We start from the raw sequence: 14,643 nt of genomic DNA, 5'->3' as shown, positions 1-14,643 counted from the left end.
TCTCAGTGGCGGACACGGCGGCGGCGCGCACCCGCGGGTCCGCGTCCTTGACGGTGTCGATCCACTCGATGAGCAGACCGGCGATGACGAGGAAGACTGCGACGAAGAGCATGGCGTTGACCGGGTGATCGCCGAGCAGGTGCTTGTAAATGGGACCGAAGGTGAGGGTCTGGATGAACTGGGGGATGACGATCATCATATTGATAACGCCCATGTAGACGCCTCGGCGCTCCTTGCGGATCATCTCAATGGCCATGATGTAGGGTACGCCCGTAATAGAAGCCCAGGCCACACCAATGCCGATCATGGGCAGGTAGAGGACCGCGGTGTGGCCGGGGCTGCCGATGCGGGTGAGCAGGACCAGGCAGACGGCGGCGAGGCACAGCGCCGCGGTGTGGACGTGCTTGGGGCCGATGCGGTTGGACAGTCGCGCCAGGAAGAGGGCGACGACCGTGCAGGAGACGTAGTAGGCGACCATGAGCCCGGTGGCGAAGCCGGAGGCGTTGTTGAAGGCCTCGGTCTTGGCGTACCCCGGGTCGGACAGGTTCACGCCGAAGTAGGTGACGGCGCACATGAGGCCCAGGTACTGCCAGAAGACGTTCATGGCGTACCACTGGAAGAGGTAGACCAGGGCCATCTTCTTCAGGCCGCGGGGCATCTCGACGATGGCGACGCCGATGTCCTTGACGAAGCCGAAGGGGCCCTCCTCCCGCTTCTTGCGCTCGAGCTCGACCAAGCCCTCCGGCGTGGGCGGCAGCTCCTTGGTGGAGAGCACCGAGATGAGCACCGAGCCGATGGAGCACACCGAGCCCACCATGAAGGCGCCGAAGACCCAGTAGGGGATGCCGGCGGCGGTGGCGCCCGCCAGGGTCTTCTCCAGAACGACGAGGGTCCCGGCGGCCAGGGCCGAGCCGGCGCCGATGAACAGGGACTGGGCGAGGAAGCCCTTGGCGAGCTGCTTGGAGGGCAGGCGGTCGCCGATGAAGGCCCGGTAGGGCTCCATGGCCGTGTTGTTCGAGGCGTCCAGCAGCCACAGGCACAGCACCGCCATCCACACGGCGGTGACGAAGGGCATGAGGAACAGGAACACGGAGCAGCCGACGGCCCCGATCAGGAAGAAGGGCTTACGGCGTCCCCACTTCTCGCTCCAGGTCCGGTCCGAGAGCGCCCCGATGAGCGGTTGGACGAGCAGGCCGGTGACGGGTCCGGCCAGATTGAGGATGGGGATCTCGTCAGCGGAAGCCCCGAGGAACTGGTAGATGGGCGACATGGCGTTCTGCTGCATGCCGAAGGAGTACTGGATGCCGAAGAATCCGACGTTCATCAGCAGGATCTGAGCAGTGCTCATCATGGGCTTGTGCGCGATGTCCGCCGCGCTATTCTGGGAAGTCTGTGCCATAGGTCATCCTTGTCCTGGGCCCTGTGGAACTCTGTCGACGCCGCCCGAGACGGACGCCGCACTTCCTGCCCGAGAGAACGCTGTACGGGACGGCGGGGATCTCAGGAAGTCAAGCAGGTCAATGATCCACCCAACATGACTAACGTTTGACAGGTCTTTAGTCCCATTATCGGATCTCGCACAAGCCGGACCGGGTCATGACTCAGGCACGCAGGGCAATCATCCCACGATGCGCGCTGAGGCGCACCTCCAGAGCCAGCGCCTCACCGTCCGGGTCCCCGGTGGGCCCCGGTGACCTGAGGCCCGCCGGGAGACGCACGGTGCCGCCTCCCTCCTCGCCGAGCGCGACGGCGGCCACTCCGCCCTCGAACTCGCGCACCCAGGCGCCCGAGGTCCTCCGGGGCCGTCCCAGCGGGCGCCCCAGGTCGGCGTCGAGGGCGGGGAACCAGGGAGTGCGCGAGTAGTCGTCGTGACCGGTGGCCGTGTAGGCGCCCTCCCCTCCCCCGAAGACCCAGAAGGCCGCCAGCCCGTAGAGGCCGGGGGACGTGCGGGCACCGGACATGGAGCCGCCGCCCCCGCCGTCGGGCGTGCGCACGATGGACAGGCCCGGCCCTCGCAGCTCGTGAATCTGGGCCAGGGCCGTGGCCTCATCGAAGAGGTGATGGTCCCCCCAGCCCAGCCAGCACTCGTCGAAGCCACCACCCCAGGCCGAGTGGCGCTCCCAGCGGCCGGGTTCCCGGCGGGCCTCGGCCACGTTCGGGATGAGGATCTTGCCGACGCCGTTGAGGCCGGCACCGGCCTGGTCCACGAAGATGTTCAGCTCGGCGCGCAGGGCGGCGGTGTCGGCGATTCCGTCCAGGGGGAGGTCCAGGCCGTAGTAGTCGTCGAAGACGTCGTTGTCCGCCATGACGCCGTCGAAGGCGGTCTCAGCGGTGGCCTGGCAGACCTCCTCCACCCAGCGGGCGCGGTAGTCGGGGTCCCACACACGGGCCTGGAAGTGGCCGGGGTAGGTGTTCCACTCGACCAGGTCGCCGTTGTCACGCCTGGCGAGCCAACCGCGGCGGAGGGCCTCGCGGTAGGACAGCCCGGAGGCGCGCATGGAGTCCGGCTCGAAGTCCCGCGTGGAGGACAGGCACCGGTAGGCCAGGACCGTCATGTCCGGTCGCGCCTCCTTGAGGCGGGCGGCCGCCTCGGTCTCCCAGGGCTGGAGGATCGCGGCCCGGTAGTGGGCGATCGCGAAGTCCAGCTCCCCGGGCTCGAGCGGGTTGCCGTAACGGATCCAGGCTCCGACGCCGCCGGTGCTGCTCCTCATGCTCCTCCTCGGTCGGCGCGGGTGCCGGCCTGCTCGCCGGCACCGCCCTGACGGTAGATCTTGTTGTAGGAGGCGTTGACCTTGACCAGGTCGTAGGCCGCCTCCACGCGGCCGCGGGCGTTGAGGCTCAGGCGCTCGTAGAGATCGACGTCGGAGATGACCTCCTGGACCTTGTCCGCCATGACGGTGGGGTCGCCGGGCTCGATGATGATGCCGCAGGGGTCCCAGGTCTGTCCGTCGTCGGTGACGATCATGTCCTCGACGACGGAGCGCACGGCGCCGACGTCGGTGCTCACCGTGGGGATGCCGGCGCCCATGGTCTCCAGGGAGACGACCGGCAGGCCCTCGTTGTAGCTGGGCAGGACGAACAGGTCGAACTCGGGCAGGAGCTCACGGACCTTGACGGTGCCGCGGATGGTGATGACGCTCTCCAGGCCCTGCTCGACGATGCGGGTGAGGCACTGCTCGAAGTAGGAGGGCATATGCTCGGTCGGCCCGCACACGTCCAGGTGGATGTTCAGGCCCCGGTCCACCATGAGGCGCACCGAGTCGATCATGTCCAGCAGCCCCTTGATGGGTACGACGCGGGCGATGTACACCAGCTTCCACAGGTGCTTGTCCGCGCCCTCCTTCTTAATCTCCTCGATGGCGGCCAGGCGCGCGGCGTAGGAGGCGTCGAACTCCTTGGTGACAATGCCGTTGGGGATGACAATGGCGCGCCCGGCGTCGCCGCCGAGCTCATTGGCCTCGGTGATGGCCCGCGGGTAGAGGTAGGTGGAGGCGTAGGCGTAGGGGTAGCACAGGCGCCCCATCTCCAGCCACCAGGCCATCCACATGCGCTCGCGCCCGGTGACGTCGAAGGTGCGGTAGTCGGTGAGCTTGACGTTGAGGTCCAGCCTGCGTTCCAGGAGGGTGTTGACGGTGTCGCGCACGTAGAGGTTGTGCTCGGTCAGCAGCACCTTGGTGCCGTGCTCACGGGCGGCGTTGACGCCCAGCAGCATGGCGTAGCCGGTGGTGTGGGCGTGGTAGACCTGGGCGCGCGGGACCGGCTCGGCCAGGACCGCGTAGGCCAGGGAGAAGAAGTCGCGCAGGCACCAGAAGATGTCGGTCATCGACATCCCCAGGTCCGGCATCATGTCGTGGTAGGCCTCCATGAACTCGCGCGTGCCCAGGATCGCCCAGACCGGGTATCGACGTGAGGCACTCAGGCCCTCGCTGATGATGTCCCACAGCGGCTCGGTCCGGCCGTCCTGGGCCAGGGCGAGCAGGGCGCCCAGGATGCGCCGGGACAGCTCGCGGCGCTGGCGGCGGTTCATGCGCAGGTCGCGCGGGCGGGCGCGCAGGAAGTCCTCCTGGTGCTCCTCCATGGACAGGTAGAGGACCTTCACCCAGGCGACATTGTCCGGCATGCCGTAGAGGTCCTTGAGCGGCGAGTGGGAGTCCCAGGTGATGTGGATGATCCCGAAGGTGAGGTCCGGGTTGCCGGTGATGATGTCGTGGACCACCGCGGAGACCCCGCCCTTGAGATAGGGGTAGGTGGACTCCATGACGATGGCGACATCGACGTCGACGTACACGCCATCCTCGGGGACGCCGTCGGGCAGGGCCTGGGGATCCGGCTCCGGCTCGGGCTCCTCGGACGGCAGCGCGATCTCGGCCGCCCCGGCCGGGGCGTCCTCCGCCTCCTCCTCGTCCTCGCCGGTCTGCTGGGACAGGGGAATGGCGGCGGCGTGGGAGGCGGCCGAGGCCACGGACTCCCAGGCGATGGCGGGGGGAGCCGACGGGGTCGAGAAAACCTCTTGCGCTTCGTTGTCGGAGGCGCCGGGACCGTCGGAGCCGGTGACCGGGGCGGTATACCCCGGCAGGATCGGTGCCGTCTCCTGGAAGGGGCCGGCAGCGGTGGGCGAGGGCTCGGCAGCCCCATCGTCCCTCTCCGCGAAGGGCTCATCGGGAGCCGACGGCGCGGCCGGGGTATCCGGGGAGGCGGTGGGTTTGGGGAAGGCCGCGGGAGCCGGGGATGCCACAGGCCTTGGGGAGGCAGCGGGCCTTGCAGGGGCGACAGGCTCGGGGGAGGCCGCTGAAGCCGCGGGGGCGGAACGCACGGTCCCGAAGATCGGGGAGTCCAGGACCTGGGCATCGCCTGGGGAGGCGGGAGGCTCCGGGGTCCTGGGCCGCGGCTGGACCAGGCCGTAGCCGGCTGGGGCCGGGGTCTGCACGACGCCGTAGATCGGCACCGCCGGCACCTCAGGAGTGGAGGCCGATCCGCTCGAGGAGGGCGTGGCGTGGGCGGCCGCCGCCCTGGAGGGCGCGGGGGCCGCGGCATCGGCCTGTTCCGGAGTGCCGGCCGACGCCGTCGCGGCTGAGGGCTCGACCCGTTGCCGGCCGTGATCGGCTCGCCACCCTCTGGAGGCCTCGGGCGCAGCCGGGGCACTGTGCGCGCTGCGGGCAGTGACGGCGCTGGGTGCCGAGGGACCGCTCGGGGCACTGGCCCCACCCGTGGTGACGACGACGCCGTAACCATCGGGGCCGACCTTGATCCTGGGGCCGGTCTCCTGGCCCCGGTCGCCGATGCCGGGTGCGTCGTCGGGACTGGGCATCGGGGCGTAGCCGCCGGCAGGAGCCGAGTAGCGCAGCGGGAGGCTCTCCAGGCGGGCGCGGAAGGAGGATGACGAGCTCACCAGGACATGGCCTTTCCCCAGAAGAAGGAGTACTCGGGCGCGGCCCACCGCTTGCGGTAGAGCAGCAGCCCCAGCGCGCACAGCACCAGGTCGACGCCGGCCAGCGGCAGATAGGCGACGGCGTCGGCCAGCTTCAGCAGCAGGGCCGCGGCGATCGCCACGTGGATGCCGGACAGGAGCAGGGCGGTGGTCGAGTCGCCGACATGGTCGATCTCGTAGCTCAGGAGCGTCAGCACCGTGAACAGGGTCGAGGAGAGGCACACCTCGAGGACCAGCGGGACCTGCTCGGGGGACATGAGCGCCATGGAGCACACGACGACGATGACACCGGCGACCCCGACGACGCAGGCGCGAATGAGGCTGGCGTCCAGCAGCCGTCGCAATGTGCGCCCACGGTCGCGCAGGCTGGCCATGCCCTCACGCTTGAGAACCGTCTGGAACAGTGCGATCTCGGTGTTGACCCGGGGTGCGGTGACCGCGAAGTAGTAGCAGTAGGCGACGACGGCGGGCTGGAGGCACAGGTAGACCAGCGCCACGTCGAAGTCGCGACCGGCGCCCAGGAAGAGGAAGAACTTGTCCGACCACAGCACTCCCCCCAGGATCGCACCGCGGAGCATGTCCTGCACGAGGATGCCGGTGGCGACCCCGCGGGGCCGCAGAATCCTGCCCAGGGAGCGCCCCATGGACAGGAACTGACTGAGGGCTCCCACCAGCGGAGGCAGGTACCACCAGGTGGGCTCGGCGACGAGTGCGACGGCGTAGCAGAGCCAACCCACCGACCACAGGCGGCGTCGCCCGGCGACGTCGGCGACGATGAGCGACTGGACGAAGACGACGTGCAGGAGGAGCAGGGCGGTGTGGACGCCCAGGACGTGCAGGTTCCAGCCGGTCACGGCGGCCACGATGAGGATCTCCAGTGCCGTGGGGACCAGCGCCCACAGGAACAGTGCCGGCCAGATGGAGCAGTAGCGCTCCAGGACCGCCCGCGGACCGCGACCGATGGAGTCGCCCAGGAGGCGGTAGACGGGGGTGCCGATGATCTGGCTGAGCCAGGGAACCGCCACCGACACGCTCAGCACGATGACCGGCAGACCCGTACCGCTCACCGTGCTGGCGGCCATCTTCTGGGAGACAACGGGGAAGCTCAGACCCAGCAGGATCGCCGGGGACATTCCCAGGAGCATCGCCGCGCCCCAGTGCCAGCGGGCCCCCGGGGCGATACCGCCGCGCTTGAGCGCCCGGGTGGGTGGCGCCGTGACCAACCCCAGGCCGATGAGGACAGTAACGACCAGAACACCGATGGTGACCTCCACCGGCCAGCCGATCCAGGGCAGCACCGCTGTCACCACGCCGACGACCCCCAGGGTCGCAGCAGCGTTAGCGGTCCGCAGGCGCGGGAAACGATGCTGGTGGAAATGTCGCGGTTCGTATCTGAGTTGGGTCATGGGAGTAGCGGCACCAAGAATCCGTGAGCACGCACGGGCGATCCGAGCCGGACATTCGGGCACCGCGGTCGAGGAGCGCCACGGCGGTCTGAATGAGGGCGGACAGGTACGGACAGTGAGGACGAGTAGGGGCTAAGACGGTTGAGACGGCCCCGCGCTGCGCGGGGTGACGACACCGACCGACCATGTCCGAGGGACGACTTTCGACGGATCGTCACTCAACTGTATCCGGCAGAGGACAGACATGAGACAGCCAAGCCAAACTCCCAGAACATTCTCTTGCTTCACCCAGATTTCATTCAATTTTCATTCCCTTGCTTCTCCACGGCGGCAGCCTCAGGCCCCGTGCATATTCACAATTCCGAACCACACCCCGCAAACTCTTGCGCCCAAGATAATGGTCGCCACCTGGAAAAATGGAGGCCGAGGCAATGCGGCCCCACTTCCTCTCCCGTGATTCACACCAACGCGTCTTGCAGGCCGAGGCGCCCGCCGTGCAGCGACAACGATGGGCCGCAACCCCAGCGGGGTTGCGGCCCATCGTATGGAACTGATAAGGGGACTTGAGGCCGCCGGGGCGGCACTCGCGCCCCAGCGACCTCAGTAGGACCCGGCCTGAAGGCCCCGGGATCAGCGCCCGGGCTCAGCGGCCGGTGAGGCGCCGCCGTCGCGACTGATCGGCGTCGAGGAGATGCGCAGAGGGCTGGAGACCCCTCCCCCACCGCCGGCCGCAGCATCCTCGGCCTCACGCAGCGCGGCGACCTCGGCCTCGCCCTGCTCCCAGGGCTCGCCACGGAAGATGAACTCACCCAGGATGGACTCGCCCTCGGCGTCGACGATGACCTTCTGCCCCCGCTCGATCTCCCCGAAGAGGATCTTCTCGCTCAGGGCGTCCTCGATGTCGCGCTGGATGGCACGGCGCAGTGGACGGGCGCCGAGCACCGGGTCGAAGCCGCGCTCGGCCAGGAGATCCTTGGCGGCCTCGGTCAGCTCGATGGTCATCTGCTGCTCGGCCAGGCGCTTGTCGAGGCGCACGATCATGAGGTCGACGATCTGGCGCACCTCCTCCTTGGTCAGCTGCGGGAAGACGATGAGGTCGTCGACGCGGTTGAGGAACTCGGGCCGGAACTGCTGCTTGAGCTCACGGTTGACGTGGGACTTCATCTCCTCGTAGTCCATGGCACCGGACTCGGTGGACTGGAAGCCGGTGGCCACCGACTTGCCGATGTCCTTGGAGCCGAGGTTGGTGGTCATGATGATGACGGTGTTCTTGAAGTCGACCACGCGGCCCTGGGCGTCGGAGAGGTGTCCGTCCTCCAGGATCTGCAGCAGGGAGTTGAAGATGTCCGGGTGGGCCTTCTCGACCTCGTCGAACAGGACCACGGAGAAGGGCCGGCGGCGCACCTTCTCGGTGAGCTGTCCGCCCTCGTCGTAGCCGACGTAGCCGGGAGGGGCGCCGAAGAGGCGCGAGACCGTGTGCTTCTCGGCGAACTCGGACATGTCGAGCTGGATGAGGGCGTCCTCGTCGTCGAACAGGAACTCCGCCAGGGCCTTGGCCAGCTCGGTCTTACCGACACCGGTAGGGCCGGCGAAGATGAAGGAGCCGCCGGGGCGCTTGGGGTCCTTCAGGCCGGCACGAGTGCGGCGGATCGACTTCGACAGGGCCTCGATGGCCTTGTTCTGGCCGATGATGCGCTTGTGGAGCTCGGCCTCCATGTTGAGGAGCTTGGCGGACTCGGCCTCGGTCAGCTTGACCACCGGGATGCCGGTGGACATGGCCAGGACCTCGGCGATGAGTGCCTCATCGACCTCGGCGACCTGGTCGAGGTCGCCGGACTTCCAGGCCTTCTCCTTGGCGGCCCGCTCGTCGGCCAGGCGGCGCTCGTCGTCGCGCAGGGAGGCGGCGCGCTCGAAGTCCTGGTCGTCGATGGCGGATTCCTTCTCCCGCTTGACCTGGGCGATCTGCTCGTCGATCTCGCGCAGCTCGGGCGGAGCCGTCATGCGGCGGATGCGCAGGCGGGCGCCGGCCTCGTCAACCAGGTCGATGGCCTTGTCCGGCAGGAAGCGGTCGTTGATGTAGCGGTCCGCGAGCTTGGCGGCGGCCTCGATGGCCTCGTCGGTGATGACGATGCGGTGGAAGGCCTCGTAGCGGTCTCGCAGGCCGGTGAGGATCCCGATGGTCTCCTCGATGCTGGGCTGGTCGACGGTCACCGGCTGGAAGCGGCGCTCCAGGGCGGCGTCCTTCTCGATCTTGCGGTACTCGTCCAGGGTGGTGGCCCCGATGGTCTGGAGCTCGCCACGGGCCAGCATGGGCTTGAGGATGGAGGCGGCGTCGACGGCGCCCTCGGCGGCGCCGGCACCGACGAGGGTGTGGATCTCGTCGATGAACAGGACGATGTCGCCGCGGGTGCGCACCTCCTTGAGGACCTTCTTGAGGCGCTCCTCGAAGTCGCCGCGGTAGCGCGATCCGGCCACGAGCGAGCCCATGTCCAGGGAGTAGAGCTGCTTGTCCCGCAGGGTCTCGGGGACGTCGCCGTGGACGATGGCCTGGCTCAGGCCCTCGACGACAGCGGTCTTGCCCACGCCCGGCTCCCCGATGAGGACGGGGTTGTTCTTGGTACGCCGGGAGAGGACCTGCATGACCCTCTCCATCTCCTTCTTGCGGCCGATGACCGGGTCCAGCTTGCCCTCGCGGGCGGCGGCCGTGAGGTTGCGGCCGAACTGGTCCAGGATGGCGCTGCCCGAGGGCGTGCCCTCCTTGGAGGGGCCGCCGGCATTGACGGTCTCCTTGCCCTCGTAACCGGAGAGCATCTGCATGACGGTCTGGCGCACGCTGGACAGGTCCCCGCCGAGGTTGGTCAGGACCTGGGCGGCCACGCCCTCGCCCTCGCGCAGCAGGCCGAGCAGCAGGTGCTCGGTGCCGATGTAGTTGTGGCCGAGCTGGAGGGCCTCACGCATGGAGAGCTCGAAGACCTTCTTGCCGCGAGGCGTGAAGGGGATGTGACCGGTGGGGGCGGACTGCCCCTCGCCGATGATCTCAATGACCTGGCTGCGCACGGCGTCCAGGGAGATGTCCATGGACTCCAGGGCCTTGGCGGCCACCCCCTCGCCCTCGTGGATGAGGCCGAGGAGGAGGTGCTCGGTGCCGATGTAGTTGTGGTTCAGGGCCCGCGCCTCGTCCTGCGCGAGCACGACGACGCGACGGGCGCGGTCGGTAAAGCGTTCAAACATCAGTAATTCCTCCTCGGCACGCGCTCAGTGCGGGACCGCTCGTCCGGTGGTGGCGAGGGATGTCGCAGCGCCGGGGAGAGATGGCGCTGAGAGCACGTGCTGACAAGGCTAACCAGGCCGACGCCTGGGCCATGCCCCTGTTCGCGGTAGGCGTGAGTAAGCCTTGAGCCGGGTCGACTCAAGATGCGGAGCCGCACGCTTGGGCGCACGCACATACCCTGGTGAACACGGAGACAGTTCCAGCGAGGACAAGGAAGGAAAGTACCCATGGCAACGACCACTCGGACCGTCGTCGGACAGCTCAGTGAGGTGGTCCCGTTCCTTGAGGCCGGAGTACTGGGCCGGTCCCGCTCGGCCTCCGCAGAGGCGGCTGTGGACCTGGGGACCTCCGCCGGAGGTATAGCGGTCAGAGGTTACGAACGCTTCAGCATGATGGGGAACAACCGTGTGGGAATGTCCGTCACCGCTATCCAGGACGGGCCCTACGTTCACATCGTCGGGATCACTCTGGGTGGCAGTCAGGCGGTGTTCCTCAAGCTCAACACCATCGGCGAGGAGGAGTTCCTGGCCACCCTCAACTCCACGATCTCCCAGTGGGAGGAGGAACACCCCGACGGATGAGGGAGCACCTCGCCAACCAGCCCGACCCGGCCGACCAGAGCCCCTGCTCTCGCCCCGTCGCAGTCGCAGGGCAGGTCTCGCGTTCACGCCCTCTGCCCCTCGAACGCGTGCCCGCAGGTACGAACTCGCGGGGTCGCGGCCGAGGTGAAGAGCCCGGGACGCAGCGACGCGGCTCAGTCCAGCTCGAGCAGGCCACGGCGCAGCGCCTCGGTGACGGCGGCCGTGCGCGAGTCGACGCCGAGCTTGGCGTAGGCGCGCAGCAGATGCGTCTTGACGGCGACCTCGGTGATGTAGAGCTCGGCATCGATCTGGCTGTTGGACAGTCCGCGTGAAGCCACCTGGAGCACCTGCCTCTCACGTGGGGACAGAGTCACCGGCGTCTCTGTCCAGAGCGTCGCCGCAGTGGGAGCGACCGACGCAGCACCAGTAGTCCAGCCCGCTGGAGTGCTCCACCTGGCCCGTCCATCCGAGTGATGGCCTCGCAAACACCTGACATAGTCACGGATGGGTCATCACAATAGGCTCATGCCTCCCATGCCCGATACCGACGACAACGGCAACGATCAGCCCGGCATCGATCCCAGCAACCAGCCAGGCGCAGCCGCCTTCAGCGACGAGACCTCGAAAGAGCCGGACACGGGGGAAACCGAGGACAGCGCCGACCACGATGCCACTGAGGCCAGCCAGGCCGCGACCGACACCGGCGACAGCGAGGACGAACCCTTCCCACCGCGCGGTGTCCTCACCCTGCGCGCCCTGCGCTGGGGCGGACTCATCGGCGGCGTCGTGTTCGCAGTGACCACTCTGGTGCTGCGCCGGGGGCTCGTTGGTACTGGCGACCTGATCCCGGACAAGGTCTCAGCACTGACAATCTGCATGATCGTCGGAGGGATACTGGCCTGGCCGTCCCTCACCTTAAGGGACAAGAAGCGCCCCGTCCTGGTGACGATCCTGACCACGATCATGGCGGCCCTGGGCGTGATGACCTCAGCATCCCTGATACTGGCGTGGTGGGACACCTACCAGGAGACAGGATTCTCCGTCCTGTTCCTCCTTACCCTGACTGGAGTGGCGCTCTCAGCCACGCTCTTCCTGAGCATCGGACCACTCCTGCACTACCTGCGCAGCACCGCGGTAGGTAGCAGCGATCCCGATGACCCGAGCCGCTGGGCTCCTCTCCAGCGCAAGACGGGAGAGAAGACCGACAATGGACTCCCCCGGTACGAGCGCGTGCGGGTACCTCACCGCACGCGCAGGTACCTCGCGGCCCTGGTCATTGCCCCAGCACTGACACTTGGTTCCGTCATCGCGGGAACATGGGCACTCATTAACCCGGTCCACCATGTCATCGCCAAGGCCACCGCCGACGTCTCACTAGCGCCACCCACGTCGCTGGCGCCGAAGGCCTCCTGGAGTAAGGAGATATCCTCCACCGAGCTGACCACCGCTGCGGGCGCCGGCGGCCCCATTTTCCTCACCGACGACGGCATCATGGCGCTCAACTCCAAGGACGGCAGCGTCCTGTGGAGCTACGAGCGCAAGCGCGCCACATTCGCCCCCAACAGCTACTCCGACAGCCCTAAACTCATCACCAGTCCTGACAGGAAGTACGTGGCCACTCGAATCAAGTTGCCCAGATTCGTTGCATCTCCTCAAGAGGGGGAAGCCGCTATCACCCTGGTCTTCGATTCTCTGACCGGCAGAATCGTTTTCGAGCATCAGAGTACCGCCGGCAATCTTCAGCTGACCGATTCCGCGGTCCTCGACGAGGATACTGCCTTCTCACTGACCGACGGAGCCAAGATGTGGACTCTCCCGGAGAGGTCCGGCGTGTACTACTCCGGTCCTGCCGGACACGCCTCATTCATCCTGGACTACGACGAGGACCACACCGCCGAAGTTACCCCGTCCGGAGTGAAGAAGGCAGCAATAACCATTACGGTCTGCCCTCAGAACGATCCCACCGCCGAGGTCGAAGTTCAACAAATCCTGTCAGAATTTACCTTCGAGGAAGGGGTCGTCAACAATTTCAGTTCCTTCATCGAAGGCTGGGGTGCCCGCTACACCGGCGAGATTGATTCCTCGGGTAGCCCCATAGCTGAAGCGATCAGCCTGGACGCACTGGCCAAGGTCAACAGCGCCGACACCACAACCTTCTCCCTAGGAGCGACCTCGGGGATCAATACGGAGGCATCGCACCTCTCAGACAGCATCGTCACCTACCCCGCTATCACTGCGGACGCAGCTTTCAAGCGTCCCCACGAAAATACACGGGCCGCGGCAGTCTTCGACCCCTCCACTCGCACAGTCACCCCGGCGTCACAGGATCGGAGCCTCGCCAGTGCGCGCACTGGGATCGTTGAAGTATCAGCCGACGACGGCTCCACCTTCGCGACACTCGTCATTCGTCCCGGTGACGACTCACCCGGCACCACCATTCCCATCACACCTGGTTCCACATTCCAGTCACCCCGCGAACTGGCAGACTACTTCAACACACCGGCCCAGCCGCTATTCTCCAGAGGCGTCGACTCCTATAGACGAGTAAAGGCCATACGGACGCCTGGCGCCACCATCGTTACCCTCAACACAACTAGCATAGGTTACGGACACTGCAGTGCCGGACCAAAGGATGACGGCCAGAGATGCCGAGACACCTATCGGATCTTCGGAGTCGCAGGAGGACAGGAATGAGAGTCGCACATCCTCTGAGTCCCCGCACGTCTTCCATGCTCCGGCGACTGTCAGCACTCACCGCAACTGTGACGCTCGCGCTCACCATCGGTTCATGCAACATTGGGGAGGACACTCAAAGACTCGTCGTCTCCTCCCTCAATGAGCAGGAAGCAGATGCTGCCAAGCCGAAGGATTCAAGTGGCAACATGGACAATAGACCATTGTCAACCGCCAGTGGCGTCGTCACCATGAACACATCATACGTAGCCGGAAGGATAGGCTTCACTTCCGGAGGACTGACGACCACCGTGGTGAGTCGAGATCCTTCCACCGATAAGTTCCAGTGGGCGGTTTCCATCAAGCCCGAAGTCGCCGACCAAGAGAGAACCGAATACAGAAATAGCGCCCAAAATCCGCTTCACAAACACACGGGACGGTCATCGACGGGAAGCACTGTCGTCAGTCCTGACGGACACCACCTGTCATTGATCCTCCTTCCCGCCGAGCAGCAGGCAGGAGAGACGGCAGCCGATCAACGCACGCATATCGTTGTCCTTGACACCAAGACTGGCAAGACGGTCAGGGACGACACAGTCTCCGGGATCATCCTGGGGCAGGCCCTCACCAACAGTACCCTCGCCGTCGAGACCGCTCAGAACTACTTCCCGGCCGACTCCGGGAAGGGAACCATCAACATCTTCTCCCTGACAGACACGAGCGCTCGACCCTCCTCCGTCCCCAGCGACAAGTGGCTGGTGGGTGCCACCCGGGAGAACCTCACGCTCGCACCCAACCTCCTCCCAGACAACTGCTTCGATAGATGCTGGCTGACGACCATCTCCCTCACCAGCATCGATGGGTCCACGACCGAGAGTGTCTCCGGAGCTACTGCGGTCTACCCCGGCGGCTGGATCCGCCGGTTCGCAAACCCCAAAGCAGCCAGCGATTTTCAGCAACGCTCGAAGGCGGCATCAGAGGACGAGCGGAAGTCACTCAGTCCCTCCCGGGAGGCAGTTGAACAGCAACTCGTCAATCCCAGCATCAAGAAGACAATCGACATCACCGGAAAAACCGTTCTTGAACGCGGCGTATCCACCGGCCCCGGACTGCTCGTCAAACAGGACGTCCCCAACGGGAAGGGCTCCACGGAGTCCAAGCCCGCCTTCTGGCTCAGCGCCACCGATGACGGCCACCCGCACACCGAGAACCTCGAGCAGTTCAAGGACGAATGAGGCGCGGGCCGGCGGGCCAGTCTCCTGTCACCGGAACCTTGAGGCGCAC

The 14,643-nt window shown here is 66.6% G+C and carries 9 protein-coding genes; 3 read left to right on the top strand and 6 right to left on the bottom strand.

Annotated features, from left to right (window positions below):
* The 5 genes from BKH28_RS08845 to BKH28_RS08820 all read right to left on the bottom strand — a co-directional run.
* On the bottom strand, positions 1-1,399 hold a 1,399-nt coding region (locus tag BKH28_RS08845), incomplete at its 3' end, for an MFS transporter (protein ID WP_075418457.1).
* Positions 1,400-1,601: 202 nt separating this feature from the next.
* Positions 1,602-2,711, bottom strand: coding sequence for a putative glycoside hydrolase (locus tag BKH28_RS08835; protein ID WP_003785357.1), 1,110 nt, complete (start codon positions 2,709-2,711; stop codon positions 1,602-1,604).
* The gene (gene pelF / locus BKH28_RS08830; protein WP_075418453.1) at positions 2,708-5,389 is read right to left on the bottom strand and encodes a GT4 family glycosyltransferase PelF; all 2,682 of its coding nucleotides are present in this window, start codon (positions 5,387-5,389) and stop codon (positions 2,708-2,710) included. The genes BKH28_RS08835 and pelF overlap by 4 nt, the downstream gene beginning before the upstream one ends.
* Positions 5,386-6,834: a hypothetical protein gene (locus BKH28_RS08825; protein WP_075418452.1), complete on the bottom strand. Its 1,449-nt coding sequence runs from the start codon at positions 6,832-6,834 to the stop codon at positions 5,386-5,388. The genes pelF and BKH28_RS08825 overlap by 4 nt, the downstream gene beginning before the upstream one ends.
* Positions 6,835-7,464: 630 nt before the next feature.
* On the bottom strand, positions 7,465-10,065 hold the full coding sequence (locus tag BKH28_RS08820) for an ATP-dependent Clp protease ATP-binding subunit (protein WP_075418451.1): 2,601 nt from the start codon (positions 10,063-10,065) through the stop codon (positions 7,465-7,467).
* Between the two features lie 267 nt (positions 10,066-10,332).
* Here BKH28_RS08820 and BKH28_RS08815 point away from each other — a divergent pair, with 267 nt between their 5' ends.
* Positions 10,333-10,686, top strand: a complete 354-nt coding sequence (locus tag BKH28_RS08815; protein WP_075418450.1) for a DUF6054 family protein — start codon at positions 10,333-10,335, stop codon at positions 10,684-10,686.
* A 173-nt stretch (positions 10,687-10,859) separates the two neighbouring features.
* Here BKH28_RS08815 and BKH28_RS08810 read toward each other — a convergent pair whose 3' ends face one another.
* Positions 10,860-11,060, bottom strand: a complete 201-nt coding sequence (locus tag BKH28_RS08810) for a LuxR C-terminal-related transcriptional regulator (RefSeq protein ID WP_075418449.1) — start codon at positions 11,058-11,060, stop codon at positions 10,860-10,862.
* Between the two features lie 151 nt (positions 11,061-11,211).
* Here BKH28_RS08810 and BKH28_RS08805 point away from each other — a divergent pair, with 151 nt between their 5' ends.
* Entirely contained in the window at positions 11,212-13,380 is a 2,169-nt protein-coding gene (locus BKH28_RS08805) for an MFS transporter (RefSeq protein ID WP_256695581.1), read from the top strand.
* On the top strand, positions 13,377-14,594 hold the full coding sequence (locus tag BKH28_RS08800) for a hypothetical protein (RefSeq protein ID WP_075418447.1): 1,218 nt from the start codon (positions 13,377-13,379) through the stop codon (positions 14,592-14,594). Before BKH28_RS08805 ends, BKH28_RS08800 begins: the two co-directional genes overlap by 4 nt.
* The last annotated feature ends 49 nt before the right edge of the window (positions 14,595-14,643 follow it).

Source organism: Actinomyces oris (assembly GCF_001937665.1).
Lineage (GTDB): Bacteria > Actinomycetota > Actinomycetes > Actinomycetales > Actinomycetaceae > Actinomyces > Actinomyces stomatis.
Note: the sequence above shows the minus strand (reverse complement) of the source record. Positions and strands in the feature narration are given on the sequence as shown.